The following is a 25473-nucleotide window of genomic DNA, read 5'->3' on the forward strand; positions in this document are numbered from 1 at the left end:
GATCAGCCTCTTAATCTTTACTTCCAAATATTCCATGGCGTTTGCATCCAGACCGCCACGATCAGCAGATAAGCGAGCGTCAGCGGAATGAATACTTTCCAGCCAAGGCGCATGATCTGGTCATAGCGGTAGCGCGGGAATGAGGCGCGCGCCCAGATGAATAACGACACGACAAAAATGCCTTGATGCCCAGCCAGATCCATCCCGGGATGAAGTCAAGGAACGCAAACGGCGCAGTCCAGCCGCCAAGGAACATGACCGATGCCAGAGTGGAAATCAGGATCATGTTGGCGTACTCGGCGAGGAAGAACATCGCGAAGGACATGCCTGAATACTCAACCATGTGGCCTGCAACGATCTCGGACTCCCCTTCGACGACGTCGAACGGATGGCGGTTGGTTTCAGCGATGCCGGAAATGACGTAGATGACGAAAATCGGCAGCAACGGCAACCAGTTCCAGGACAGGAAGGTCAGTCCCTTGTCGGCGAAAAATCCCCTCGCCTGCCCGAGAACGATTTCCGAAAGGTTCAGGCTGCCCGACACCATCAGGACGATGACGAGAGCAAAGCCCATTGCGATTTCATATGAAACCATTTGCGCGGACGCTCGCATGGCGCCCAGGAAGGCGTACTTGGAATTCGACGCCCATCCGGCAATGATCACACCATAGACTTCCATCGACGTGATTGCCATGACAAACAGCAGGCCGGCGTTGACGTTTGCCAGCACGCGATCCGGGCCGAATGGCACGACGGCCCAGGCTGCCAGGGCCGGCATGATGGTCATGATCGGAGCGATCACGAACAAGGCCTTGTTGGCGCGGGCCGGGACGACAATTTCCTTCAGCAGCAGTTTCAGCGCGTCCGCGATCGGCTGCAGCAAGCCCGCCGGGCCGACGCGGTTCGGGCCGATGCGGACGTGCATCCAGCCGATCATCTTGCGTTCCCACAAGGTCAGATAGGCTACGAGGCCCATCAACGGCAGGACGATGCAGACGATCTTGGCCAGATTCCAGACCAGCGGCCAGAGGACGCCGAACCAGTTCTGTCCGTTCGCGTTAATGGTCATGAGCATCTGGTCCATTATGCTTTCTCCACACGAATCGAACCGAACATCGCACCAAGCGTCGCAGTCGAGGGATGGGCCGCTGCCACGCGCACCAGGTTAGCCGGGAGGCGCTTGTCAATGGCCGCAGCGAGAACGGCACTGCCCTGCCCCTGGATCACCCTTACATTACCGCCTTCAGCGATCCCGAGTTGCTCGGCCAGAGCGCTGGACAGCCATGCCTTTGGAGCCTGGGCGTCGTTGGTCAATTGCAGAGACGTCGCGCGACGCACGATTGCATCGGTAAAGTAAATCGGCACGTCGGCAATGCGCTCCAGTTGTTGCTGGGCCGGCTTCGCAACTGCCTTTGGCTGGATGTCGGCGACATTGTTGAGCCTTGGCTGCAGGTCGGCCTCTTCCGCCTTGCTGGCACCGAGGACCTCGTTTCGGATCGCTTCAGAGCTGTCGTAATCGAAACCCGACAGTCCGAGCAGGTTGCCCAATACGCGCAATACCTTCCATGCCGGACGGGTTTCCATGTATGGCTTGACGCTGCCATTGAAGCTTTGAGCGCGGCCTTCGCAATTGACGAAGGTGCCCGAAGTCTCGGCAAAAGGCGAAACCGGCAGCAGCACGTCGGCATAATCGAGGCCGTTCTTGTACGGAGACATGACGACGACCATTTCTGCCTTATCCAATGCTGCCCGTGCAGTCTGCGGATCGAAGCAGTCGAGTTCCGGCTCCGCGTGCAGCAATACATAAGCCTTGCGTGGCTGGGCAAACATCTGCAGTGCGTTCGCGCCCTTGCCCGGCGTTGCGTTGGCGAGGTAGCCGCCGACGGTATTGGCTGCCTCGGTCAGATAGCCGAACTTGGCATCGGTGTGCAGCGCAATCCACTGGGCTGCGGCATGAAGCTGGGACGCCTGCGGATGCTGTGCTGCCGCATTGCCGAGCACCACGCCACGACGTTCGCCGGACAGCAGGTCATCGGCAATCCGTTTCGCTTCCTGCGACGGCTGGGTATTTTCAAAACCGGCCGGAGCAGCAATGCCCTTGGCATGGGCCACAGCCACAACGACTTCGCCGAGTGCCGACAGCCATTCGGATGGAGCCTTGATCATCCTGGTGGCCAAAGGCATCAGCAGGTCATCGTCGGTGCCATGCAGGATGCTGACCTTGGCGCCGTGCTTGGCGACATGCCGCAGGCGAGCAGCCAGCAGGGGATGGTCCTTGCGCAGGAAGGAGCCGATCACAAAAGCCCGATTCAGTTGACCGAATTCGGTGATCGACATGCCCAGCCATGGGGTAATTTTGCCATCCAGGGCGAAGTCGGATTGGCGCGGACGGAAATCGACGTTGTCCGAACCCAGGCCGCGCATCAGTTTTTGCAGGAGCGACAACTCTTCCAGAGTGGAATACGATGCTGCCAGTGCGGCGATCGCGTCGGCGCCATGTTCGTGCCTGATGTTCCGCAAGCCGTGCGCGACGTATTCGAGCGCGGTCTGCCAGTCGGTTTCCTGCCACTTTCCGCCCTGCTTGATCATGGGCACGGTCAACCGGTCTTCGCTGTTCAATCCTTCGTAGGAGAAGCGATCCTTGTCAGAGAGCCAGCATTCATTGACTGCTTCGTTCTCGAGAGGCAGCACGCGCATAACTTTTGCGCCCCTCACCTGTACGATCAGATTCGAGCCGAGGCCGTCATGCGGGCTCACGGATTTGCGACGCGACAATTCCCAGTTTCGGGCGGTATTAAGGAAAGGCTTGGAAAGCAAGGCACCGACCGGGCAGAGATCGATCATGTTGCCCGAAATTTCGGAATCGACAGTTTTACCGACGAAAGTCGTGATTTCCGAGTGCTCGCCGCGGTTCAGCATGCCGAATTCCATGACACCGGCGACTTCCTGACCAAAGCGAACGCAGCGTGTGCATTGAATGCAGCGCGCCATGCCCTTCATCGAAATCAGGGGACCCACCTCCTTGGGAACGACGACGCGCTTTTCTTCCTCGTAGCGCGAAGATGAGGATCCGTAGCCAACCGCCAAGTCCTGAAGCTGACACTCACCGCCCTGATCGCAGATCGGGCAATCGAGCGGATGGTTAATCAGCAGGAACTCCATCACGCCCTGCTGCGCCTTTACCGCCTTCTCGCTGTGCGAGCGGACGACCATACCGGGAGTAACCGGCGTGGCGCAGGCCGGCAAGGGCTTCGGCGCCTTTTCGACTTCGACGAGGCACATGCGGCAGTTGGCCGCGATGGACAATTTTTTGTGATAGCAAAAATGCGGGATATAGGTGCCGGCTTTATTGGCAGCATCCATAACCATGCTGCCCTCGGGTACCTCTACCTTTTTACCATCAATTTCGATTTCAACCATGGCTGTCTCGCCTATGTATTCTTAACTACGCTGTATGACAGGTGCGACTTACAGATAAGCCGGCACCAGGCATCGCTTGTGTTCGATGTGATATTCAAACTCGTCGCGGAAATTCTTGATCATCGCGCGCACCGGCATCGCAGCCGCATCGCCAAGTGCGCAAATGGTGCGCCCCTGGATATTGTCCGCAATCGAATTCAACAGATCGAGGTCCTCCGGACGGCCTTGACCGTGCTCAATGCGATGCACCATCCGGTACATCCAGCCTGTGCCTTCGCGGCATGGCGTACACTGACCGCAGGATTCCTCGTAATAAAAATAGGAAAGCCGCAACAGCGAACGCACCATGCACCTGGTTTCATCCATCACGATGACCGCTCCCGAGCCCAGCATCGAGCCGGCTTTCGCGATCGAATCGTAGTCCATGTCGAGCGACATCATGAGGTCGCCGGGCAGCACGGGCGCAGACGAACCGCCGGGAATGACGGCCTTGATTTTCTTCCCGCCGCGCATGCCACCGGCTAGTTCCAGCAGCTTCGCGAATGGCGTACCTACCGGCACTTCATAATTGCCCGGCCTTTCGATGTCGCCTGACATCGAGAAGATCTTGGTGCCGCCGTTGTTCGGCTTGCCCAGCGCGGCATATGCTTCTCCGCCCATGCGCATGATGAAAGGCACGGCCGCAAAGGTTTCGGTGTTGTTGATCGTGGTCGGCTTGCCGTACAAGCCGAAGCTGGCCGGGAAAGGCGGCTTGAAGCGCGGCTGGCCTTTCTTGCCTTCAAGCGATTCCAGCAGTGCGGTTTCCTCTCCGCAGATATAGGCCCCATGCCCGTGAAAGGCATGCAGCTGGAAGCTGAAGTCGCTGCCCATGATCCTGTCACCAAGGAAGCCTGCGGCTCGCGCCTCTTCGATGGCTTGCTCGAAGCGCTCGTATTCCGCCCAGATTTCGCCGTGGATGTAGTTGTAGCCGACGGTGATGCCCATCGCATAAGCGCCAATCGCCATCCCTTCGATCAGGGCATGCGGATTGTAGCGAATGATGTCGCGGTCCTTGAAAGTGCCAGGCTCGCCTTCATCGGTATTGCAGACGAGGTATTTCTGGCCCGGGAACTGGCGTGGCATGAAGCTCCATTTCAGGCCGGTCGGAAAGCCGGCACCGCCACGTCCGCGCAGCGACGAAGTCTTCAGTTCGGCAATCACCTGCTCCGGCGGAATCTTCTCGGTCAGGATGCGCTTGAGCGCCTCATAGCCACCGCGCTTCACATAGTCGGCAAGATGCCAATTGTTGCCATCCAACCCCGCGAGGATCAGGGGATTGATGTGACGATTATGCAGGCTCGTCATTTCTTCAATTCCTCCAGCAGCGCATCGAGTTTGTCATTCGACATGAAACTGCACATGCGCTTGTTGTTCACCAGCATGACCGGCGCATCGCCGCAGGCGCCCATGCACTCACCTTCGATCAGGGTGAACTGGCCGTCGGGGGTCGTTTCCTTGTAATCGATTCCAAGTTTCTGCTTCAGGTATTCGCCCGCCCTGTCGCCGCCGGACAGCGCGCACGGCAAATTGGTGCAGACCGATATCTTGTACTTGCCGACCGGCTTGGTGTTGAACATGTTGTAGAACGTCGCGACTTCCTGCACGGCGATCGCTGCCATGCCAAGGTAGTCGGCGACATCCTGCATTACTTCGGGAGAAAGCCAGCCCTTCTCGTCCTGTGCGATCGCAAGCGCCGCCATCACGGCTGACTGTTTCTGGTCGGCCGGGAATTTCGTGAGTTCGCGATCGATTTTTCTGTACGCTTCTTGACTTAACAGCATATTGTTTGCCATTCGTGCGCGTTGGTTAGCGCGGTTATCGGTCAATCTCACCAAACACAATATCTTGCGTTCCGATGATGGTTACTGCGTCGGCAATCATGTGGCCCTTGGCCATCTCATCGAGGCCCTGGAGGTGCGGGAAGCCCGGCGCGCGGATCTTCAGTCGGTACGGCTTGTTGGCGCTATCCGATACCAGGTAGATGCCGAATTCGCCTTTCGGATGTTCGACGGCTGCGTAAGCCTCTCCGGTCGGAACATGCATACCCTCGCTGAAGAGCTTGAAATGGTGGATCAGCTCTTCCATGTTGGATTTCATGCTCACCCGGGACGGCGGCGCCACCTTGTGGTTGTCCGTGATCACCGGACCAGGATTGTTGCGCAGCCACTCTATGCACTGCTTGATGATACGGTTCGACTGGCGCATCTCTTCCACGCGCACCAGATAGCGGTCGTAACAGTCGCCATTGACGCCGACCGGAATATCGAAGTCGAGCAAATCGTACACTTCATACGGCTGCTTCTTGCGCAAGTCCCATGCGATGCCGGAGCCGCGCAGCATCGGGCCCGTAAAGCCCATCGCCAGTGCACGCTCGGGTGAGACAACGCCAATGCCGACCAAGCGCTGCTTCCAGATACGGTTATCGGTCAGCAGTGTTTCGTATTCGTCGACGTAACCCGGGAAGCGGTTGGTGAAATCTTCGATGAAGTCGAGCAAGGACCCCTGCCGGTTCTCGTTGAGTTGCGCTATCGCGTTTTCATTGCGCACCAGCGATGCCTTGTATTGCGGCATGGTGTCCGGAAGATCGCGGTACACACCACCGGGACGATAATACGCTGCATGCATGCGAGCACCCGATACCGCTTCATAGCAGTCCATCAGATCTTCGCGCTCGCGGAAGGCGTACAGGAAAACTGCCATTGCGCCCACGTCCAGGGCGTGCGCACCGATCCAAAGCAGGTGATTCAGCAGTCGCGTAATTTCATCGAACATCACGCGGATGTATTGCGCACGCAGCGGCACTTCGATGCCGAGCAGCTTCTCGATGGCCATCACGTACGCATGCTCGTTGCACATCATCGACACATAGTCGAGACGATCCATGTACGGCACGGACTGCAGATAGGTTCTCGTCTCAGCCAGCTTCTCGGTTGCACGGTGCAGCAGGCCGATATGCGGGTCGGCGCGCTGAATGACTTCGCCGTCGAGCTCAAGCACTAAGCGCAGCACGCCGTGCGCCGCAGGGTGCTGCGGACCAAAGTTCAATGTGTAATTCTTGATTTCAGCCATTATTTCATCCCGTACTTTTCTTCACGAATGACGCGCGGAATGATTTCCCGCGGCTCAATGGTGACGGGCTGGTAAATCACGCGCCTCTGCTCAGGGTCATAACGCATTTCAACGTAGCCGGAGACGGGGAAGTCTTTTCTGAAGGGGTGGCCGATGAAGCCGTAATCAGTGAGAATGCGACGCAAGTCGTTGTGGCCCTCGAACAGGATGCCGAACAGATCGAAGGCTTCGCGCTCGTACCAGTTGGAAGAGGACCAGACGTCGATCACCGACGGCACGATAGGCATATCATCGTCCGGGGCGAACACCCTTACCCGCACGCGCCAGTTATGGGTCACCGACAGCAGGTGCGACACGACCGCAAAACGCGGGCCGTCCCATGCACCGTCACTGTACGTGGAGTAGTCGATACCGCACAGATCAATCAACTGCTCGAAGCGCAAATCGGCATGATCACGCAAGGTGCGCATCGCGGACAGATAATCCGCCGCTTTTACCACCACGGTGATTTCACCAAGTGCATTCGTCAGGCTTTGAATCTGCTCGCCTAGCGCATTGCGCAAGGCGTTTTCGAGGGCTTCCAGTTTCGTCGTCATGTTCTTAATCGGCCGCTCGCTTAGCGTGCAATCGTGTTGGTACGCTTGATCTTATTCTGCAGCTGCATCACCCCGTACAGCAGGGCCTCTGCAGTCGGCGGGCAGCCAGGTACATAAACATCGACCGGCACGATGCGGTCACAGCCGCGCACCACCGAATAGGAATAATGGTAATAGCCACCGCCATTGGCACAGGTGCCCATGGAGATCACCCAGCGCGGCTCCGCCATCTGGTCATACACCTTGCGCAAGGCAGGTGCCATCTTGTTGCACAAGGTACCAGCGACGATCATGACATCCGACTGACGCGGGGACGGACGGAAAATAACGCCGAAACGGTCAAGGTCATAACGCGATGCACCGGCGTGCATCATCTCGACCGCGCAGCAGGCCAATCCGAACGTCATTGGCCACATTGAACCCGTGCGGGTCCAGTTAATCAGCTTGTCTGCGGTTGTGGTAACAAAACCTTCGCTCAACACACCATCAATTGCCATGACTCACTCCCAATCCAGAGCGCCTCGTTTCCAGATGTACCAGAATCCGACGACAAATTCAGCGATGAAGACCAGCATCGTCAGGAAACCCTGCCAGCCGAGGTCGCGCATGGCGACACCCCACGGGAAGAAGAACGCAGTCTCTAGATCGAACAAAATAAACAGGATCGCCACGAGGTAGTAACGCACGTCGAACTTCATGCGCGCGTCTTCAAAAGCCTCGAAGCCACATTCATAAGGGGAAAGCTTTGCCGCATCAGGCTTATGCGGACCAAGCACGCGACCGAGCACTTGCGGCACCACTCCAACGCCAATGCCCACAAGGATAAAGAGAAGAATGGGGAAGTAATTTTCGAGGTTCACGGTCTGCTACTGATGTATTGATGATCCGATTGATTTTCAAGTGCCTTGAAAATCAATCGGCATCTTCGACAAAAAGCCAGCTCAGGCATCCGCCTTGCTGGCTTTGCTCTGTTGGTGCCGACGGCGAGACTCGAACTCGCACAGCTTTCGCCACTACCCCCTCAAGATAGCGTGTCTACCAATTTCACCACGTCGGCTAAAGACGTATATTTTACTCTGTTTTCGAAACTTTATTCAATGCACTATTGCATTGAATCAAGACAAAAATTCAATACAACTTACTTCGGAATCTGATTGACCTGACCCGCACCACCCTCAGAAGAACCAGCGGAAGCAGAAGGCGCTCCTGCAGTATTCTCAGGACCATTTGCCGGAGCGGATGAACCCACCCCTGCAGGCGCTGCGGAAGAGGGAACAGCGGGTGCATTCGGCGTCTGCACGGGCAGATTTTCCATTACACCACCACCTGCGGTGGAATGCTTGTTTCCAATAAATGCCAGCGCCAAGGTGGCCGCAAAGAAGATGGCAGCAGCGACAGCGGTTGACTTTGACAAAAAGTTAGACGATCCACTCGCGCCGAAAAGGCTGCCTGAAGCGCCAGAACCGAAGGCAGCGCCCATGTCAGCGCCTTTGCCATGCTGAAGCAGGACAAGTCCAACAATGGTCAGTGCCGCCAACACCTGAATCACAACGATAAGGGTGAACAATGTGTTCATTCCGTAATATCCAATCTCGGTAAATCTCTTAATACATCCTGCTTACGCGGCTCGCACGATAGCAAGAAAATCTTCAGCCTTCAGCGATGCACCGCCTATCAGACCCCCATCGATATCCGGCATTGCGAGCAAGTCCTTCGCATTGTCCGGCTTCATGCTGCCACCATACAAAATCTGCACGAGTGCCGCGGCCTGCGAATTTTTTTCGCGTAGCCTTACTCGCAAAGCCTGGTGAACCTGTTGCGCCATCTCGGGAGTCGCCGTCTTTCCGGTACCAATCGCCCAGACCGGCTCGTACGCGATGACGATTTTTGCAAGGTCCGCCGACTCAATTGCTGCCAAAACTGCACCGATCTGCCGCCCGATGACGACATCAGTTTGACCGGCCTCTCGCTCAGACAGCGATTCGCCCACGCAAACGATCGGCGTCAGGCCGCACTGCAACGCGCGTACGGTTTTCTGCGCAACGAGCTGCTCGCTCTCCGCATGATAAGTACGACGTTCGGAATGCCCTACGATCACATAAACACATCCGAAATCACGCAGCATTGCCCCCGAAACCTCACCGGTGTAAGCACCGGACTCATGCACTGACAGGTCCTGCGCCCCCCAGTTCACCGTCGTGCCGGACAACTCGGATTGACACTGCGCCAAATAAGGTGCTGGAGCGCACACTGCGACACCGCACGCGACAGACTGTCCCGCCAATTCCGCCTTGATTCCATTCAACAAAGCGGCATTTGCAGCGAGGCTGCCATTCATTTTCCAGTTTCCGGCAATCAGTTTGCGGCGCATATGGTCTCGAAATTTAACAACCGTTCATTTTAGCTCAGCGCACTCGCTGAGGTCAAACCAAGACGAGCAGGCGTGACAGAAAGCTGTTAGTAGTGGAGCCGTCGATACCTGCCGCTGCAGACAGCGCTATTGAAGCGTGAGCACGATCTTGCCAACATGGGTGCTGCTTTCCATCAGCCTGTGTGCTTCGGCCGCTTCTTCCAGACGAAAGGTTTTGAAGATGACTGGCCTGATCTTGCGGGACTCCAGCAGCGGCCATACGCGCTGATGCAGTTGAACCGCAATCGCCGCCTTGAATTCTACCGGGCGCGGACGCAGCGTCGATCCCGTGATCGTCAGGCGTCGTCTCAGGATCTGACCTGTATCGATGTTCGCCTTCGACCCGCCAAGCAGCGCAATGATGACAAGCCGGCCATCATCCGCCAGGCACTCCAGTTCGCGCGCGACATAATTCCCGCTCACCATGTCGAGAATGACATCGACGCCCTTCCCATTCGTTTGGGACTTGATCACCTCGACAAAATCCTCTGTTCGGTAATTGATGGCACGCTCTGCGCCAAGCGCCTCGCATGCCCGGCATTTTTCATCGGAGCCTGCAGTGGCGAATACGCAGTGGCCCAGGGCAGAGGCGACCTGGATCGCGGTTACTCCGATGCCGGAACTGCCACCCTGCACCAGCAAGGTCTCATCCCCGGATAGCCTGGCTCGATCGAACACATTGCTCCAGACGGTAAAGAAAGTTTCGGGCAAGGACGCCGCCTCGATTGCACTCAGGCCTTTGGGAATCGGAAGGCATTGTTTCACGGGCGCAGCGCAGTATTCAGCATAGCCGCCACCCTGCACCAGTGCACATACCATATCGCCATTGCTGAAACCGCTTCCGGACAAGTCGCCGTCGACAATCTCGCCCGCAACTTCAAGCCCCGGGATATCGGATGCACCGGGAGGAACCGGATAATGCCCGGTGCGCTGGATCACGTCAGGGCGGTTGATACCTGCGGCATGCACCTTGATCAAAACTTCTCCCGCCTTAAGGACGGGGAGCGGCCTTTCGCACAACTGCAGCACATCGGGAGGTCCCGGTTGGGTAATTTCTATGGCGCGCATCGTCATCCCATCGAATGGAAAAAAATTCATTGTACGCCACGGAAACCGGTCCGATTGTGAGTTGGCTCATCACTTCCTGCAGGAAAATAAAAAGCCGCCTGAGCACTTGCCCAAGCGGCTCACGAATGGCTTCGCAAGAACGCCTGCCGAAGCCGATCGTGTCTTTCCTTTACTGCTGCGTTGCGGCCTCGCCCGCCTCTTCCGCTGCAACTGCCTTCATCGACAGCTTCAGACGGCCACGGTCGTCAGTCTCCAGAACCTTGACGCGCACCTGCTGGCCTTCCTTCAGATAATCCGACACGGCGTTGACGCGTTCATTGGCGATCTGGCTGATATGCAGCAAGCCATCCTTGCCCGGAATCACCTGTACGATCGCACCGAAATCCAGCAGCTTGAGCACGACACCGTCGTAGACCTTGCCGACTTCCACGGATGCCGTCAGTTCTTCGATGCGGCGCTTGGCTTCCTGACCAGCGGCAGCGTCGACCGATGCAATCGTCACGATGCCCTCGTCCGTGATGTCGATCTGCGTACCCGTCTCTTCGGTAAGGGCACGGATCACGGCACCACCCTTGCCGATCACGTCACGGATTTTCTCCGGGTTGATCTTGATGGTGATCAAGCGTGGTGCAAAGTTGGACAGCTCGGTTTTACCGTGCGGCATGGCTTCCTGCATCTTGGCGAGGATGTGCATGCGGCCTTCCTTCGCCTGGGCTAATGCAACCTGCATGATTTCCTTGGTGATGCCCTGGATCTTGATGTCCATCTGCAGCGCAGTGATGCCATTGGCGGTGCCGGCCACTTTGAAGTCCATGTCGCCGAGATGATCCTCATCACCCAGGATGTCGGTCAGCACTGCGAACTTGCTGCCTTCCTTGATCAGGCCCATCGCGATACCCGCGACATGCGCCTTCATCGGCACGCCGGCATCCATCAAGGCCAGGCAGCCGCCGCAGACGGATGCCATCGAAGACGAGCCGTTCGACTCGGTAATTTCGGACACGAGGCGCACGGAATAGCTGAACTCTTCCGGGGCTGGCAATGCTGCCTGCAGTGCGCGCTTGGCGAGGCGGCCATGGCCGATTTCGCGACGCTTCGGCGAGCCTACACGGCCGGTTTCGCCCGTGGCGAACGGAGGCATGTTGTAGTGGAGCATGAAGCGGTCGGAATACTCACCCATCAGCGCATCGATCTTTTGTTCGTCGCGTGCAGTACCGAGAGTGGCAACCACGAGTGCCTGGGTTTCGCCGCGGGTGAACAGTGCGGATCCGTGGGTGCGTGGCAGCACGCTGTTGCGGATCGAAATCGGGCGCACCGTACGGGTGTCGCGGCCATCGATTCGCGGCTCACCGTCGAGGATTTGCGAGCGCACGATTTTGGCTTCCAGGTCAAACAGGATGCTGCCCACTTCAGCCGTATCCGGAGCGGCGGCGCCGGCTGCAGCAGCCTCGTCTGCCAGGGCGGCATTGACTTCTGCAGCAACGGTATTCAGCTTGGCTGTACGTGCCTGCTTGTCCTTGGTTTGATAGGCGTCGCGCAGCTTGGCTTCGGCAAGCTGAGTTACGCGGGCAATCAGCGCTTCATTCTTCGGTGCCGGCTTCCATTCCACTTCTGGCTTGCCGCCGTCGCGCACGAGCTCATGGATCGCATCGATCACCGCTTTCATTTGCTCATGGCCGAATACGACTGCGCCAAGCATGACTTCTTCCGACAACTGGTTGGCTTCCGATTCCACCATCAATACTGCCTGCTCGGTACCAGCCACGACCAGGTCCATCTCGGACTTGGCGAGCTGAGACACGGTGGGGTTCAACACATACTGGCCGTCGACGTAACCGACGCGGGCCGCACCCAGCGGGCCATTGAACGGGATGCCGGCGACGCAGATCGCGGCGGACGACGCAATCATCGATGCAATGTCGGGGTCGATTTCGGGATTGACGGACAGGACATGGACGATGACCTGCACTTCGTTCAGATAACCCTCGGGGAACAGTGGACGAATCGGGCGGTCGATCAGCCGCGAGGTCAGCGTCTCTTTTTCAGAGGGACGGCCTTCCCGCTTAAAGAAGCCACCCGGGATGCGGCCGGCTGCATAGCTCTTCTCGACATAATCAACGGTCAGCGGGAAAAAATCCTGACCCGGCTTGACGTCCTTCTTCGCCACGACTGTTGCCAGCACGACGGTGTCTTCAACCGAGACAAGCACGGCGCCCGAAGCCTGGCGTGCAATCTCGCCGGTCTCCATCGTGACTTGGTGCTGGCCGTACTGGAAGGTCTTGGTAACTTTATTGAACACGGTGTTTCCTTTCTATTTTTGCCGACAGATTTTCAGGCGCTGTCGTTCACCTCACCACGGATGAAAGCCACGTATGACTTGTCACCTTTTACTTTCGAATCACAAACTGCAAAATGGCAAAATGCCTGCATCAGCTAACTGATACAGGCATTTCCACTATAAACCTGGCCAAGAATGCTGCAACCGGATTACTTGCGCAGGCCGAGCTTTTCAATCAGGGAGCGATAACGGTTTGCGTCTTTGCCCTTGAGATAGGAAAGCAGGCTCTTGCGGCGATTAACCATTTTGATCAGGCCACGACGGGAGTGGTGATCCTTGGTGTGAGCCTTGAAATGGTTGTTGAGTTCATTGATACGGGCGGTCAGCAATGCAACCTGCACTTCCGGGGAACCCGTGTCGTTCTGGCTACGCGCGTTGTCCGCAATGATGGCGGCCTTGTTGATGCTTTCGACTGACATAAGTAGAACCTTTCACATGCGGTGCTCAGAGTCGCAACCCCGTTCACCGTGAATAAACAATAAGAAAATTTGGTCAAATTGACCAAGACGCGCAGTATATAGGAAATGCCCTGCCGTTTCAAACACTTAAGCGCTTTTCGAAGATAAATGCTTCAGGAGAAACTAGTGAGAGCTCTATTTTTCGCGACGGCAATTGCATTCTCGACAATCATGAGTGGCTGCGTAACTTCCCCCTCCCTTGGAGCATCTGAAGCCGAAGTCGTCAACAAGCTGGGACAGCCAACCCATCGTTATCAGGACGGGAATGACCATTTGCTTGAATACATGCAGGGCCCTTGGGGACAGTACACCTACATGGCAAGAATAGGTGCAGACGGGCGGCTAATTTCTTATGAGCAAGTTCTAACTCCCCAAAAATTTAGCAGCCTCAAGATCGGCGAGGCAACCAAAACCGATGTGCTGCATACGGTGGGCGCACCGAGCGACACTTCCTATCTGCCACGGCAAGACCTTGAGGTCTGGTCTTATCCATACAAAGAAAATGGCGTATGGGATTCCATCATGCACGTCGAATTCGACAGGGCGGGCATTGTGCGCAAAATGCAGAACGGCCCCGACCTGCGACGCGACCCGGATACCCGCTGGCCTTTCCGCATGATGCTCCGGTAAAAGCTGCTCCTTGCGAACCGGCTCTTGAAATTGTTTTCGGACTTCCTATATAGGAACCAGCAGAGCGCAGGCTCTTTACTCTTCATAAGACGAAGGAATATTTGAGAAAGGAGTACATCATGAATCTCGTTTTACGCAACCGTATTCCGCTTGCTGCCGGTTTCCGTCCCGCTAGTTTCGATGCGCCCATTGAACGCCTGATGAATAACATGCTGGAAGAATTCTTCTCCCCGTACGGGATTTCTTCCGCGGGTCGCAGCGAGCAGGATGGTGTCTCGGTTCCCCGGCTGAATGTCGTCGAGAATGAACAAGCATATCTGGTGGAAGCGGAACTGCCTGGCGTTTCCAAGGAAAACGTGAAGGTTTCCGTCCATGAACATCAAGTATCGATCGAGGCGGAAGTCAAGCGCGAGGAAGAAAAAAAGGAAGGCGAAAACGTCGTCTACGCCGAACGCACGGTAAGGAAGTTTTCCCGCAGCTTTACGCTTCCAACTGAAGTCGATGATGCAAATGCGCAAGCGAAGCTGGAAAACGGCATCCTGATACTGACCTTGCCGAAGAAAGCCGCTGCACAAGCGAAAATGATCACGGTTCAGTGATCGGCCAATAAAAAAAGCGCCTGTTCACACAGGCGCTTTTTTCTTTTTCGCCGGGACCTGTCTTGCCTTCCGCGAGGGAGGCAGGCTTTTTCCCTTACAACTGCGGATTGAGCCGCTCTGCCTTGGAATGCAACTTGTTCAACGCGGACAGATAGGCCTTGGCGGAAGCGACCACGATATCGAGGTCGGAGCCGACACCGTTGACGATCCTTCCTGCCTTCGACAGGCGCATCGTCACCTCGCCCTGCGATTGCGTCCCCGTGGTGATCGCATTCACCGAGAACAGCAGCAACTCTGCGCCGCTGGCCGCCTGCGACTCGATCGCGTTCACGGTAGCGTCGACGGGACCGTTGCCCTGCCCTTCGCAAACCAGTTCCTTGCCGCCCATTGAAAACACCACCTTGGCGCGCGGCTTCTCCCCGGTTTCCGAATGCTGCGACAGCGACACGAAACGGAAAAATTCATTGTCGTGCGACTGCTGCTCATCCGACACCAGGGCAATAATGTCTTCATCAAAAATCTCTGCCTTGCGGTCGGCAAGCTCCTTGAAGCGGGCAAAGGCGGCATTGACCTCCGCCTCGGACTCGAGTTCGATACCGAGTTCTTCAAGGCGCTGCTTGAATGCATTGCGGCCGGAGAGCTTGCCAAGCACGATCTTGTTGGCAGTCCAGCCTACATCCTCGGCACGCATGATTTCGTAAGTGTCGCGCGCCTTCAGCACGCCGTCCTGGTGAATGCCGGAAGCATGCGCAAACGCATTGGCGCCGACCACGGCCTTGTTCGGCTGTACTGCAAAGCCCGTGATCTGGGATACCAGCTTCGAAGCCGGTACGATTTGTGTCGTATCGATGGAAAGATCGAGGTTGAAGTAATCCTTGCGGGTCTTGATGGCCATGACAACTTCTTCCAGCGCCGTGTTGCCCGCACGCTCGCCCAAACCGTTGATCGTGCATTCCACCTGACGCGCGCCTCCGATGACGATGCCAGCCAGGGAATTCGCGACGGCCATGCCGAGATCGTTATGACAATGCACTGACCAGACTGCCTTGTCTGAATTGGGAATCCGCTCGCGCAGGGTCTTGATCATGTTGCCGTACAACTCGGGAATTCCATAGCCGACGGTGTCGGCAAAATTGATGGTGCGCGCACCTTCTGCAATCACCGCTTCGATGACCCGGCACAAGAAATCCATATCCGAGCGGCTGCCGTCTTCCGGACTGAACTCGACGTCATCCGTGAACTGGCGGGCAAAGCGAACCGCCAATTTGGCCTGTTCATATACCTGATCCGGCGTCATCCGCAACTTCTTTTCCATGTGAAGCGGCGACGTGGCAATGAAAGTATGGATGCGCTTTCTGGCTGCCGGCGCAAGCGCTTCTGCGGCACGGGAAATATCGCGATCGTTGGCCCGAGAGAGCGAACAAACCGTCGAATCCTTGATGATGCCTGCGATCGCCCTGATCGACTCGAAATCTCCTGGAGAGGCCGCCGCAAAACCGGCTTCGATGACATCCACCTTCAGTCGCTCCAGCTGCCTGGCGATGCGGATCTTTTCATCCTTGGTCATGGAAGCGCCCGGGGACTGTTCGCCATCCCTCAAGGTAGTATCGAAGATTATCAATTTGTCGGCCATGCTGTGCTCCTTGGGAAGTTTCGGTAAACGCTCATCTTTAAATGATTATTCGCCCGCCCCCACCTTTGCCGGCAGGAGCGCAAAAACTGCGCGAATTGGGGGATAGGGGATTTAGCGCGCTTAGCGCACTAGGAAAAGCGATAGCAGCAGGCCTAGCAGCAGGCTGCCAAATGAAGAGATTGCAGGGATGCAGGTTTGGGGAAGCATTGAAAAACTATAAGCGCAATTCGGGAAAAGTGCAACGTCCTGCAGTGAAACGTTTGCAGAAAGGGCAAGCAACAATATCAGGCCAGCTTTCGAATTGCCGCGCCTCTTTCGCTAGCACGGCGATCAATTAGCTTGAGCGGCAGGCGCGGAGACTCACGGAGCACATCCGCGCGATTAGGCCACTCAAGAAAGGAGTCCTATTTTTCGTCTGCCGGTTCAGTCTCCATCTGAACAATGCTGACAGGCTTGCCCTTGAACAAACGCCAGAAATAAACCACATAGCCAGACAGACCATAGAGCACGAACATGCCGAAAAGCACTTTCGGTGGATCGCCCGCTATCAGGACGAAAATAAGGACAATTACGAGCGCGGCAATGAATGGCACAGATTTGCGGAAATTCACATCCTTGAAGCTGTAAAAAGGAATGTTGGTAACCATCGTCAGACCCGCATAAAGCGTAATCGTCCATGAGAACCAGCTGAGCTCCGGGCCGGCGAATCCGAGATCATCCATCAGCCAGACGAAACCTGCCACCAGCGCCGCTGCAGCCGGACTTGGCAAGCCTTGGAAATACCGCTTGTCAACGACAGTGATATTGGTATTGAAGCGCGCCAGGCGCAGAGCAGCGCCCGCGCAATACACGAAAGCGGCGAGCCATCCAAGCTTGCCCAAGCCGCGCAAGGACCATTCATAAACAACCAGCGCAGGCGCGGCACCGAATGACAGCATGTCAGACAGGCTGTCGTATTGAGCGCCGAACTCGCTCTGGGTGTTGGTCAGGCGCGCCACCCGTCCATCAATGCTGTCCAATACCATTGCTGCAAAAATACCGACCGCGGCAAAATCGAACTTCAGGTTCATCGCCATCACAATGGCAAAGAATCCGCAGAAAAGATTTGCGGTGGTAAAGGCGTTAGGCAGCAAGTAAATGCCCCGCCCGCGCGGTTTCGGATGGTTGAACTCATCGCCCTCGTCCAAACGAGGAGGTTGCGCCATCTGCTTGTTTTTCCGCATCACTTTGGCGATCGGACCTAGTTTGCTTTTTGCCTTACGACGGTGGAAAGTTGCCATGCGTTTCCCATTTCATTCTGGTGATATATACAGGGAGGAAAATCAGAATTCCGCCAAAATAGTTTCGGTCGCCGATACCTTGTCGCCAACCATTACCTTTGGCCGGGCGGACAATGGTAAATAGACATCAACGCGGGACCCGAAGCGGAGAAAGCCGTAACGCTGCCCGCGAGTCAAAATCTCGCTCGCCTTCACATAACAAAGCATGCGCCTCGCTATCAAGCCCGCAATCTGCACGCATGTCACTATCTGCCCATTTGGCGCGGTAATAGTCATCGCGTTGCGCTCAGCTTCATGCGCGGTCGTGCCGGGAACGGCATTGGCAGATTTGCCGGGAAAATACTGAACGCTTTCAATCTTTCCATCGACCGGTGCGCGGCTTGACTGCACATTGAACACATTCATGAAGACGCTGATCTTGAGCGCCTCGCGCCTGGCATAAGGGTCCTGGACTTTCTCGACCACCACAACTCGCCCGTCGGCCGGGGATAGCACCGCATTGGCTTTTTGCGGAACATTTCGCACAGGATCGCGGAAGAACTGCAGGATGAATAGCGCAATAATCCAAAACAGAATCGACCATGCACCGAATAGATAACTTGCCATGGCCGCAACAGCTACGGCAGCCGCCAGGAACGGCCATCCCTCGCGGACAATAAAGGGATGCGGATATTGGTTAAACGTCATTCCAATGCGTCAAGAAAGTCAAAGCGAGCCTATTCTAGACGAGCGGTCGCCAAATGTAACCCCCGGAGCAAGGCCGGCTTCACCGAGACAAACGGAACATCTCCATTTTTTATTTACGCTCTGGCCGCATTCACACCCAGACTACGCTGTCGTACCTGATCTCTGCCATATCAGGCACCACCTGCCAAACTCGCCCCGCTCTTCCTGTCAAAGGCTGACAGGTCGCGGAGTAGTGTATGTGAACCAAGTCACTTATTGGTCAGAGGAGCGCGAGCCGGAAACGTTCATCTGAACCTAAGCTTCCCGACAATACGCATGCCCAGCGTCGCCTCTCCCGGCTCGAAGCTCGGTTCTTCGACGGGGGCTGCCTCCATTGCAGCAGACCGCATCGCCTTCGGTGCCTGAATATCCTGTTGCGGCGCATAGGCACCCGAAGCCTCCAGATCCACCATCTCCAGTACCGCGTCCGACGGATTGCGACCCATTGCTTTCGCTATCGCCGCAACGCGTTCACCAAGGTTCGCATAGGCCGCCTCGATCCGCTTCGCATCAAGCTTCCTGCTGGTTGGCTCGGTCAAGCTGAAATACAGCCCGTTAAGCGCCAGGACACGCTGCGCAGACGCAGCCGTCCTCGACAAGCCGGTCAAATTCGTCGTCGTCATTTCGAGATAGTGGCCGACCCGCCAGGCTGACGGCTGGCGTGGCCTATTGCTGACGCGGGGCTGGTCGTCCGGGTAAACCGGATAGGTGTAGTACCCTCTCGTCCTCAGGGTGGCTTGCGGATCTTCGCGCCTGATGATGTCGATACCTTCTTTCATTTTCTGATTGACGCGCGACGCTGCTACCGACTTGTCCTTGTCCTGTTCTTCGATCATGAACGTGACGTGCGCTTCGTCATTCGGGTATTTGACCTCAGCGTAAGCAGGAACGATCACCAGGGTGCCGGCGGTCTGCACCGGCGCTTGCGCACAGGCATTCCATCCCGCCGCAGCCAGTACGAGCATAAGAAGATGTTTGTTCCAGCACGCCATAGTTTTCTCCCATGAAAAAAATGGGGCACACATAGTGTTGCCCCATTTAAATTGCGGCCGAGATTCGAGTCATCTCGAAATTTCAGAAACTTAATTCTCGGATTGATTAACCAGCTCGCTCTTTGTCCAAGGCACGAGGCCGATAAAAAAGCCGTGCCCGCGCACAGCTTTCGAACGAGCACAGGCGCCGTTTGCAATCGGCACCTGCATGACGCCATCTCAATCCGGGCTTAGTTTTTCGATTGATCAACCAGCTTGTTTTTCTTGATCCAAGGCATCATCGCACGCAGTTTTTCACCGACTTGCTCGATCTGATGTTCGGATGTCAGGCGGCGACGGGAAATCAGGGTCGGCGCGCCAGCCTTGTTTTCCAGAATGAAGCTCTTTGCATATTCGCCAGTCTGGATGTCCTTCAGGCACTTGCGCATTGCGTCTTTGGTTTCCTCGGTCACGATACGCGGGCCGGTCACATATTCGCCGTATTCTGCGTTGTTCGAGATCGAGTAATTCATGTTGGCGATGCCGCCCTCATAAATCAGGTCGACGATCAGCTTCAGCTCATGCAGGCACTCGAAGTAAGCCATTTCCGGCGCATAGCCGGCTTCAACCAGGGTCTCGAAACCTGCCTTGATCAGTTCCACCGTGCCGCCGCACAGGACAGCCTGCTCGCCGAACAAGTCGGTTTCGGTCTCTTCACGGAAGTTGGTTTCGATGATGCCTGCACGGCCGCCGCCGTTGGCCATTGCATAGGACAGGGCGATGTCGCGGGCACTGCCGGATTTGTCCTGGTACACCGCAACCAGATGCGGCACGCCGCCACCCTGGGTGTAGGTGCTGCGCACGGTATGGCCTGGAGCCTTCGGCGCAATCATGATGACGTCGAGGTCGGCACGCGGAATGACTTGGCCGTAGTGAACGTTGAAGCCATGGGCAAATGCAAGGACTGCACCCTGCTTCGCGTATGGAGCGACGTTTTCGTTGTAGACCTGGGCGATGTTCTCATCCGGCAGCAGGATCATGATGACGTCGGCGGACTTCACAGCCTCGTTGACTTCTGCAACATTGAGACCGGCATTCTTGGCCTTTTCCCAGGAAGCGCCGCCCTTGCGCAGGCCGACGGTTACCTTGCAACCGGAATCGTTCAGGTTTTGTGCATGGGCATGGCCTTGGGAACCGTAACCGATGATGGTGATGTTCTTACCCTTGATCAGGGACAGGTCACAGTCTTTGTCGTAAAAAACTTTCATCTAATTTCCTAACAAGTTGTTGTGCGTGCTAAATCAAACCTTGAGAATGCGCTCGCCACGACCGATGCCGGAGCCACCAGTACGAACGGTTTCCAGAATGGCAGTACGGTCAATCGATTCGATAAACGCGTCGAGCTTCCCTTTGTTGCCTGTCAGTTCGATCGTGTAAGTCTTCTCGGTGACGTCGATGATGCGCCCGCGGAAAATATCCGCCGTACGTTTCATTTCTTCGCGCTCCTTGCCGACGGCCCGGACCTTGATGAGCATGAGTTCGCGCTCGATATGCGCACCTTCGGTCAGGTCCACTACCTTCACCACTTCGATCAGGCGGTTCAAGTGCTTGGTGATCTGTTCGATCACATCATCCGAACCGCTGGTGACGATGGTCATGCGCGAGAGGGTCGCATCTTCTGTCGGCGCGACAGTCAGAGTTTCAATATTGTAACCGCGCGCAGAGAATAAACCCACCACGCGCGACAGGGCGCCCGGCTCGTTTTCGAGAAGAACGGAGATGATGTGTCGCATTTACAGATCCTCCGAACCCAGGAGCATTTCAGTCAAGCCTTTGCCCGCCTTCACCATCGGCCAGACATTCTCGGTTTGATCCGTAATGAAGTTCATGAACACGAGCCGATCCTTCATTGAGAACGCCTCCTTCAATGCGCCTTCCACATCATTCGGCTTTTCGATTTTCATGCCGACGTGGCCGTAGGATTCCACCAGCTTGTTGAAGTCCGGCAGGGAGTCCATGTACGACTCCGAGTAGCGCGAGCCATAGTCGATTTGCTGCCACTGGCGCACCATGCCGAGGAAGCGATTGTTCAGCAGGATGATCTTTGGTGTCAGGTGATACTGCTTGCAAGTCCCCAGCTCCTGGATGCACATCTGGATCGACGCTTCCCCGGTGATGCAGGCAACCGTCGCGCCCGGATTGGCCATCTGCACGCCCATTGCATAGGGCAGGCCGACACCCATGGTGCCCAGCCCGCCGGAATTGATCCAGCGGCGCGGCTTGTCGAAGCGGTAGTATTGCGCAGCCCACATCTGGTGCTGCCCCACATCGGAAGTAATGAAGGCATCGCCTTTCGTGACCTCCCACAGCTTTTCGACAACCGACTGCGGCTTAATGACTTCCTTCGAAGTCGGATATTTCAGGCATTCGCGGCCGCGCCACTCGTTGATCTGCTTCCACCACTGCGTCAGCGCAGTTGCATTCGGCCTGGAGCCTGCCGCTTCGGCGGCATCGAGTTGGGCCAGCAGCTCCTGCAGCACATCCTTCACGTTCCCGACGATGGGGATATCCACCTTCACGCGCTTGGAAATCGAGGAAGGATCGATGTCGATGTGGATGATCTTGCGCGGATGGGTGGCAAAGTGCTTGGGATTGCCGATTACGCGGTCGTCAAAGCGGGCACCGATGGCGATCAGGACGTCCGAGTGCTGCATCGCCATGTTCGCTTCGTAGGTGCCATGCATGCCCGGCATGCCGACGAATTTATCACTCGAAGCCTTGTACCCGCCCAAGCCCATCAAGGTATTGGTGCAGGGGAAGCCCAGCCTGTCGACCAGCTTGTTCAATTCGGGCGCCGCATCGGCCAAGATCGCGCCACCACCGGTATAGATCATCGGGCGCTCGGCGCTCATCAGCAGTTGCACTGCCTTGCGGATCTGGCCGGCATGCCCCTTGTCGACTGGTTTGTAGGAGCGCATCTCGATTTCCTTCGGATATTCGAATGCGCATTTCTGAACCGTGATGTCTTTCGGGATGTCGACCAGGACCGGGCCCGGACGGCCGGTTTTGGCAATGTAGAAGGCTTTCTTCATCGTCTCTGCCAGATCCTTGACATCCTTGACGAGGAAGTTGTGCTTGACACAGGGCCGTGTAATGCCCACCGTATCGCACTCCTGGAACGCGTCCTGCCCGATGGCATGCGACGGTACCTGCCCCGAGATGACCACCATCGGGATCGAGTCCATGTACGCCGTCGCCAGTCCGGTGACCGCATTGGTCACACCAGGCCCGGAGGTCACGATGGCAACGCCGACCTTCTGCGAGCTGCGCGAATAGGCATCAGCCGCGTGGATCGCCGCCTGTTCGTGGCGCACCAGGATATGCTGGAATTTGTTCTGATTGAAGATTGCGTCGTAGATGTAGAGCACTGCTCCGCCGGGATAACCGAATACATGCTCGACACCTTCCTCGGCCAGGCAGCGCACGACTATATCCGCGCCTGTCAATTCGATACTCATGCTAAGTTCCTTTCAAGGTCCATAGGAAATTGATCGGATGCCCTCTCCTTGCGAAACCGCGCGGAACAACAGTGCCCAGGCTTCCCTTCTTTGTGCGGTCACGCCGGTTCGTTGCGCACCCGTAGATGCGATTCAAAGCGGCGCTAAGCGCGACTCGTTCAGCCAAGGTATCCGAGGTCCGCTACGGATTTCTCGCGCTTGTGGCGCGGGTTAGAGCAAACAGCTTTTTAAATAAGCGCGTCTGATTCGGGGGCGGCATCATGGGCCGCGCGAAAAGACAATCCTTCAGGTTTGCGAAGGGATTAATAAGTTAATGCGTTGCAGCATTTTGGTCAAGTTAAATTCCACCAAAAGCATTTGAAATCAAGCGGTTTGCGCAAAAAACATGCACAAGGACCGGCTTTTTTGCTAGCATGCGCACTGTTTTGAAGCAGCCCACCCCAACGGCAGCCCCTATCAGCCTGCCACCCAAAAGAGAAGCGAAGCAGCCGCCGCATCGCATGGCAACAGACAAAGAATTATCCGATTTTCTTGAAAGCGCAGAACGCAAAGCCTTCAAGCAAGCCGTATACGCGGTTCGAAAAGATGAGGCGGCCCTCGACATCGTGCAGGATGCGATGATCAAGCTGGCGGAAAAATACGGGGACAAGCCGGCTGCGGAATTGCCTTTGCTATTCCAGCGGATCCTGCAAAATACCATTCATGACTATTTCCGGCGCGAAAAGGTGCGCAACACCTGGGTTAGCCTGTTTTCGGGCCTAACCGGTGAAAGCGAGGATCAGGAAAATTTCGATCTGCTGGAAACCTATGCGGCGGAGGAAGGAACTCAGGCCGCCGAGTCCAGCGCCGACAAGCTCGAACGGGAACAGGTACTTGCGGTCATAGAGGCGGAAGTTCAAAAACTGCCAAGCCGTCAACGGGAAGCATTCCTGATGCGTTATTGGCAGGATATGGATGTGGCCGAGACTGCTGCAGCAATGGGGTGCTCGGAAGGTAGCGTAAAGACCCACTGCTCTCGAGCGACACATGCTTTGGCCCAGGCACTAAAAGCCAAAGGGATCACCTTATGAACACCAGAGAACTCAACTTCGCTTACAAGATCCGGCACGCGCTGAATGAAAACGCCGATAATTTGCCCGCATTAACAGTAGAAAAACTGGCATCGGCCCGCAAAATCGCGCTTTCCCGTAAAAGGAAGGAATCCGGGCTGCGTGCGCTGGCGAACCGTGTTGTTATGGCGGGGCATGCCGGGCAATTTTTTGGCGGACCGCTGTCCTGGCTTGGGCGCGTGAGTCTGGCATTGCCACTGGTGGTACTGGTCCTGGGGCTGACCAGCATTTACAAATTCGAACAGCAGCAGCGCATCAACGAAACAGCCGAAATCGATGCTGCAGTTCTTTCGGACGATTTGCCGCTGTCCGCATATCTGGACAATGGCTTTAACGCGTATCTTGCCGGGCACGGGGAGCGAGGGGAGTAAAGTGGCACGCATGGCTTCCCTTTCCACCGCCCGCTTTTTGCGGGCGGCCTGTATCGCGGGTGGAATCCTGGCCGCCGCCGCTGCATTTGCAGCCATTGGGAATGCTCCGCTCATTTCCGAAAATGCCGGATCGACAGCGCCCGGCGTTGCGTCCCAGTCCGGCACCGTTATACCGGCTGCGGCAAAACAGCAATCAGCGGCCAGGCCGATGTGGCGTGAGCTGACGCCTGATCAGCAACAAGCACTGGCTCCCCTGGCAAATGAATGGGACAAACTGGATAGCCAGCGCAAGAAAAAGTGGCTCGCCATAAGCAAGAAATTTTCTTCCATGAGCCCGGAAGAGCAGCAGCGCGTACAAGAACGCATGCGCGACTGGGTGAAACTCACGCCCGACCAGCGCCGGCTCGCGCGTGAAAGCTATGCCCGCGCCAAGAAGCTGAACCCGGACCAGAAGTCGGCACAATGGCAGCAGTACCAGCAATTGCCTGAAGAGCAAAAGAAGGCGCTGGCAGCCCGTGCGGCTGAGAAGAAGAAGGTCGCGACATTGCCGACGGCTGCGCAACGCAAAGCCAAGACCGTGCCCCCTATCAAATCGACTCCGAAACCCGTGCTTGAACAGTCGGTGACGCCCAAGGCGGCAAACCATTCTGCTCTCAAGCCGGTGGCTCCAATGGCGCCGGAACCAAGCAAGTGACCCGCCCTTGAAAAAAACGACAACACCCTCCTTGAAGCGGCGTCTGGCCAGCATGCTGTATGAAGCCATGCTGCTGTTCGCTGTCGTATTCATCTCCGGCTGGCTGTTTTCCACGCTGCTGCAGCAGCGCCATGCTCTCTACCTGAGGCATGCACAACAAGCCTGGCTATTTTTCGTAGTCGGCATCTATTTCGTCTGGTTTTGGACGCATGGCGGCCAGACTTTGGCCATGAAGACGTGGCGGATCCGTCTGGTGACGGCTGACGGCAATGCAATTCGGCTATGGCATGCAATCATTCGCTATCTGCTTGCCTGGATGTGGGTCCTGCCCGGACTGGCCCTGGCATGGGCGCTTGATGCAAAGGCCTGGATGCTTGCCCTGATCCCCATGGGCAACGTCGCACTCTGGGCACTCACCGCCTACCTCGATCCGCAACGCCAGTTCCTGCACGACAGGCTGATCGGCACCCGCGTGGTCAGCGCTGCGGATTCTGCGGAACCCGCGGCAAGTCCGAAGGTCGTGTAAAAACCGGGGTTCGATACG

General features: G+C 56.5%; 25 protein-coding genes, 1 tRNA gene and 1 pseudogene. 6 read left to right on the top strand and 21 right to left on the bottom strand.

What is annotated here, in order from left to right; genetic code table 11:
- Window positions 1–17: 17 nt before the first annotated feature.
- The 14 genes and pseudogenes from nuoH to rpsO form a co-directional block, all read right to left on the bottom strand.
- Window positions 18–1084, bottom strand: a pseudogene (gene nuoH / locus HGHM_RS21095) (NADH-quinone oxidoreductase subunit NuoH).
- Entirely contained in the window at window positions 1084–3420 is a 2337-nt protein-coding gene (gene nuoG, locus HGHM_RS09785) for an NADH-quinone oxidoreductase subunit NuoG (RefSeq protein WP_019141348.1), read from the bottom strand. Before nuoG ends, nuoH begins: the two are co-directional and overlap by 1 nt.
- Window positions 3421–3468: 48 nt before the next feature.
- Window positions 3469–4764, bottom strand: a complete 1296-nt coding sequence (nuoF, locus tag HGHM_RS09790) for an NADH-quinone oxidoreductase subunit NuoF (protein ID WP_019141349.1) — start codon at window positions 4762–4764, stop codon at window positions 3469–3471.
- The gene (gene nuoE / locus HGHM_RS09795) at window positions 4761–5240 is read right to left on the bottom strand and encodes an NADH-quinone oxidoreductase subunit NuoE (protein WP_019141350.1); all 480 of its coding nucleotides are present in this window, start codon (window positions 5238–5240) and stop codon (window positions 4761–4763) included. Before nuoE ends, nuoF begins: the two co-directional genes overlap by 4 nt.
- A gap of 34 nt (window positions 5241–5274) precedes the next feature.
- Entirely contained in the window at window positions 5275–6528 is a 1254-nt protein-coding gene (locus tag HGHM_RS09800) for an NADH-quinone oxidoreductase subunit D (RefSeq protein WP_019141351.1), read from the bottom strand.
- Window positions 6528–7124, bottom strand: a complete 597-nt coding sequence (locus HGHM_RS09805; RefSeq protein WP_019141352.1) for an NADH-quinone oxidoreductase subunit C — start codon at window positions 7122–7124, stop codon at window positions 6528–6530. Before HGHM_RS09805 ends, HGHM_RS09800 begins: the two co-directional genes overlap by 1 nt.
- 20 nt (window positions 7125–7144) lie before the next feature.
- Complete coding sequence (locus HGHM_RS09810; RefSeq protein WP_019141353.1) at window positions 7145–7621, bottom strand: NuoB/complex I 20 kDa subunit family protein; 477 nt, start codon at window positions 7619–7621, stop codon at window positions 7145–7147.
- A 3-nt stretch (window positions 7622–7624) separates the two neighbouring features.
- A complete protein-coding gene (locus HGHM_RS09815) occupies window positions 7625–7984 on the bottom strand; it encodes an NADH-quinone oxidoreductase subunit A (RefSeq protein ID WP_019141354.1) in 360 nt (119 codons plus the stop codon).
- Between the two features lie 112 nt (window positions 7985–8096).
- Window positions 8097–8181, bottom strand: a tRNA-Leu gene (locus HGHM_RS09820).
- Between the two features lie 81 nt (window positions 8182–8262).
- Window positions 8263–8700: a preprotein translocase subunit SecG gene (gene secG, locus HGHM_RS22640; protein ID WP_075111709.1), complete on the bottom strand. Its 438-nt coding sequence runs from the start codon at window positions 8698–8700 to the stop codon at window positions 8263–8265.
- Window positions 8701–8742: 42 nt separating this feature from the next.
- Window positions 8743–9495, bottom strand: coding sequence for a triose-phosphate isomerase (gene tpiA / locus HGHM_RS09830; protein ID WP_019141356.1), 753 nt, complete (start codon window positions 9493–9495; stop codon window positions 8743–8745).
- Window positions 9496–9621: 126 nt separating this feature from the next.
- On the bottom strand, window positions 9622–10602 hold the full coding sequence (locus HGHM_RS09835; RefSeq protein ID WP_026075875.1) for an NAD(P)H-quinone oxidoreductase: 981 nt from the start codon (window positions 10600–10602) through the stop codon (window positions 9622–9624).
- A 169-nt stretch (window positions 10603–10771) separates the two neighbouring features.
- A complete protein-coding gene (gene pnp, locus HGHM_RS09840; RefSeq protein WP_019141358.1) occupies window positions 10772–12901 on the bottom strand; it encodes a polyribonucleotide nucleotidyltransferase in 2130 nt (709 codons plus the stop codon).
- A gap of 188 nt (window positions 12902–13089) precedes the next feature.
- Entirely contained in the window at window positions 13090–13359 is a 270-nt protein-coding gene (gene rpsO, locus HGHM_RS09845; protein WP_019141359.1) for a 30S ribosomal protein S15, read from the bottom strand.
- Window positions 13360–13524: 165 nt separating this feature from the next.
- On the opposite strand from rpsO, the gene HGHM_RS09850 reads away from it, so the two are divergent.
- Both HGHM_RS09850 and HGHM_RS09855 read left to right on the top strand, forming a co-directional pair.
- Entirely contained in the window at window positions 13525–14028 is a 504-nt protein-coding gene (locus HGHM_RS09850) for a hypothetical protein (RefSeq protein ID WP_245549199.1), read from the top strand.
- Window positions 14029–14147: 119 nt separating this feature from the next.
- A complete protein-coding gene (locus HGHM_RS09855) occupies window positions 14148–14627 on the top strand; it encodes an Hsp20/alpha crystallin family protein (protein ID WP_019141361.1) in 480 nt (159 codons plus the stop codon).
- A 94-nt stretch (window positions 14628–14721) separates the two neighbouring features.
- Here HGHM_RS09855 and HGHM_RS09860 read toward each other — a convergent pair whose 3' ends face one another.
- The 7 genes from HGHM_RS09860 to HGHM_RS09890 all read right to left on the bottom strand — a co-directional run bounded on the left by HGHM_RS09860 (window position 14722) and on the right by HGHM_RS09890 (window position 22755).
- Window positions 14722–16260 carry a 2-isopropylmalate synthase gene (locus HGHM_RS09860; RefSeq protein ID WP_019141362.1) on the bottom strand — a complete coding sequence of 513 codons (1539 nt, stop codon included), beginning with the start codon at window positions 16258–16260 and terminating at the stop codon, window positions 14722–14724.
- Window positions 16261–16664: 404 nt separating this feature from the next.
- Window positions 16665–17540 carry a CDP-diacylglycerol--serine O-phosphatidyltransferase gene (pssA, locus tag HGHM_RS09865; protein ID WP_019141363.1) on the bottom strand — a complete coding sequence of 292 codons (876 nt, stop codon included), beginning with the start codon at window positions 17538–17540 and terminating at the stop codon, window positions 16665–16667.
- A 42-nt stretch (window positions 17541–17582) separates the two neighbouring features.
- Entirely contained in the window at window positions 17583–18227 is a 645-nt protein-coding gene (locus HGHM_RS09870) for a phosphatidylserine decarboxylase (protein WP_026075877.1), read from the bottom strand.
- 284 nt (window positions 18228–18511) lie between these two features.
- Entirely contained in the window at window positions 18512–19231 is a 720-nt protein-coding gene (locus tag HGHM_RS09875) for an SIMPL domain-containing protein (protein ID WP_019141365.1), read from the bottom strand.
- Between the two features lie 257 nt (window positions 19232–19488).
- Window positions 19489–20505, bottom strand: a complete 1017-nt coding sequence (gene ilvC / locus HGHM_RS09880) for a ketol-acid reductoisomerase (RefSeq protein WP_019141366.1) — start codon at window positions 20503–20505, stop codon at window positions 19489–19491.
- A 33-nt stretch (window positions 20506–20538) separates the two neighbouring features.
- A complete protein-coding gene (ilvN, locus tag HGHM_RS22915) occupies window positions 20539–21030 on the bottom strand; it encodes an acetolactate synthase small subunit (protein WP_019141367.1) in 492 nt (163 codons plus the stop codon).
- Window positions 21031–22755, bottom strand: coding sequence for an acetolactate synthase 3 catalytic subunit (locus HGHM_RS09890; protein ID WP_019141368.1), 1725 nt, complete (start codon window positions 22753–22755; stop codon window positions 21031–21033).
- A 500-nt stretch (window positions 22756–23255) separates the two neighbouring features.
- Here HGHM_RS09890 and HGHM_RS09895 point away from each other — a divergent pair, with 500 nt between their 5' ends.
- The 4 genes from HGHM_RS09895 to HGHM_RS09910 are packed head-to-tail and all read left to right on the top strand — an operon-like array spanning window position 23256 to window position 25455.
- Window positions 23256–23825, top strand: a complete 570-nt coding sequence (locus HGHM_RS09895; protein ID WP_026075879.1) for an RNA polymerase sigma factor — start codon at window positions 23256–23258, stop codon at window positions 23823–23825.
- On the top strand, window positions 23822–24235 hold the full coding sequence (locus HGHM_RS09900) for a DUF3619 family protein (RefSeq protein WP_019141370.1): 414 nt from the start codon (window positions 23822–23824) through the stop codon (window positions 24233–24235). The genes HGHM_RS09895 and HGHM_RS09900 overlap by 4 nt, the downstream gene beginning before the upstream one ends.
- Window positions 24236–24245: 10 nt before the next feature.
- The gene (locus tag HGHM_RS21100) at window positions 24246–24929 is read left to right on the top strand and encodes a DUF3106 domain-containing protein (protein ID WP_019141371.1); all 684 of its coding nucleotides are present in this window, start codon (window positions 24246–24248) and stop codon (window positions 24927–24929) included.
- 7 nt (window positions 24930–24936) lie between these two features.
- The gene (locus HGHM_RS09910; protein WP_026075880.1) at window positions 24937–25455 is read left to right on the top strand and encodes an RDD family protein; all 519 of its coding nucleotides are present in this window, start codon (window positions 24937–24939) and stop codon (window positions 25453–25455) included.
- Window positions 25456–25473: the final 18 nt, after the last annotated feature.

This window comes from Noviherbaspirillum massiliense JC206 (genome assembly GCF_000312045.1).
Classification (GTDB): Bacteria; Pseudomonadota; Gammaproteobacteria; order Burkholderiales; family Burkholderiaceae_D; genus Noviherbaspirillum; species Noviherbaspirillum massiliense.

Excerpts from the sequence above, each read along its gene's own strand:
- nuoG (WP_019141348.1), bottom strand. The coding sequence starts at position 3,420 with ATGGTTGAAATCGAAATTGATGGTAAAAAGGTAGAGGTACCCGAGGGC.
- nuoF (WP_019141349.1), bottom strand. The coding sequence starts at position 4,764 with ATGACGAGCCTGCATAATCGTCACATCAATCCCCTGATCCTCGCGGGG.
- nuoE (WP_019141350.1), bottom strand. The coding sequence starts at position 5,240 with ATGCTGTTAAGTCAAGAAGCGTACAGAAAAATCGATCGCGAACTCACG.
- HGHM_RS09800 (WP_019141351.1), bottom strand. The coding sequence starts at position 6,528 with ATGGCTGAAATCAAGAATTACACATTGAACTTTGGTCCGCAGCACCCT.
- HGHM_RS09805 (WP_019141352.1), bottom strand. The coding sequence starts at position 7,124 with ATGACGACGAAACTGGAAGCCCTCGAAAACGCCTTGCGCAATGCGCTA.
- HGHM_RS09810 (WP_019141353.1), bottom strand. The coding sequence starts at position 7,621 with ATGGCAATTGATGGTGTGTTGAGCGAAGGTTTTGTTACCACAACCGCA.
- secG (WP_075111709.1), bottom strand. The coding sequence starts at position 8,700 with ATGAACACATTGTTCACCCTTATCGTTGTGATTCAGGTGTTGGCGGCA.
- tpiA (WP_019141356.1), bottom strand. The coding sequence starts at position 9,495 with ATGCGCCGCAAACTGATTGCCGGAAACTGGAAAATGAATGGCAGCCTC.
- HGHM_RS09835 (WP_026075875.1), bottom strand. The coding sequence starts at position 10,602 with ATGCGCGCCATAGAAATTACCCAACCGGGACCTCCCGATGTGCTGCAG.
- rpsO (WP_019141359.1), bottom strand. The coding sequence starts at position 13,359 with ATGTCAGTCGAAAGCATCAACAAGGCCGCCATCATTGCGGACAACGCG.
- HGHM_RS09855 (WP_019141361.1), top strand. The coding sequence starts at position 14,148 with ATGAATCTCGTTTTACGCAACCGTATTCCGCTTGCTGCCGGTTTCCGT.
- HGHM_RS09860 (WP_019141362.1), bottom strand. The coding sequence starts at position 16,260 with ATGGCCGACAAATTGATAATCTTCGATACTACCTTGAGGGATGGCGAA.
- pssA (WP_019141363.1), bottom strand. The coding sequence starts at position 17,540 with ATGGCAACTTTCCACCGTCGTAAGGCAAAAAGCAAACTAGGTCCGATC.
- HGHM_RS09870 (WP_026075877.1), bottom strand. The coding sequence starts at position 18,227 with ATGACGTTTAACCAATATCCGCATCCCTTTATTGTCCGCGAGGGATGG.
- HGHM_RS09875 (WP_019141365.1), bottom strand. The coding sequence starts at position 19,231 with ATGCTCGTACTGGCTGCGGCGGGATGGAATGCCTGTGCGCAAGCGCCG.
- ilvC (WP_019141366.1), bottom strand. The coding sequence starts at position 20,505 with ATGAAAGTTTTTTACGACAAAGACTGTGACCTGTCCCTGATCAAGGGT.
- ilvN (WP_019141367.1), bottom strand. The coding sequence starts at position 21,030 with ATGCGACACATCATCTCCGTTCTTCTCGAAAACGAGCCGGGCGCCCTG.
- HGHM_RS09890 (WP_019141368.1), bottom strand. The coding sequence starts at position 22,755 with ATGAGTATCGAATTGACAGGCGCGGATATAGTCGTGCGCTGCCTGGCC.
- HGHM_RS09895 (WP_026075879.1), top strand. The coding sequence starts at position 23,256 with ATGGCAACAGACAAAGAATTATCCGATTTTCTTGAAAGCGCAGAACGC.
- HGHM_RS09900 (WP_019141370.1), top strand. The coding sequence starts at position 23,822 with ATGAACACCAGAGAACTCAACTTCGCTTACAAGATCCGGCACGCGCTG.
- HGHM_RS21100 (WP_019141371.1), top strand. The coding sequence starts at position 24,246 with ATGGCTTCCCTTTCCACCGCCCGCTTTTTGCGGGCGGCCTGTATCGCG.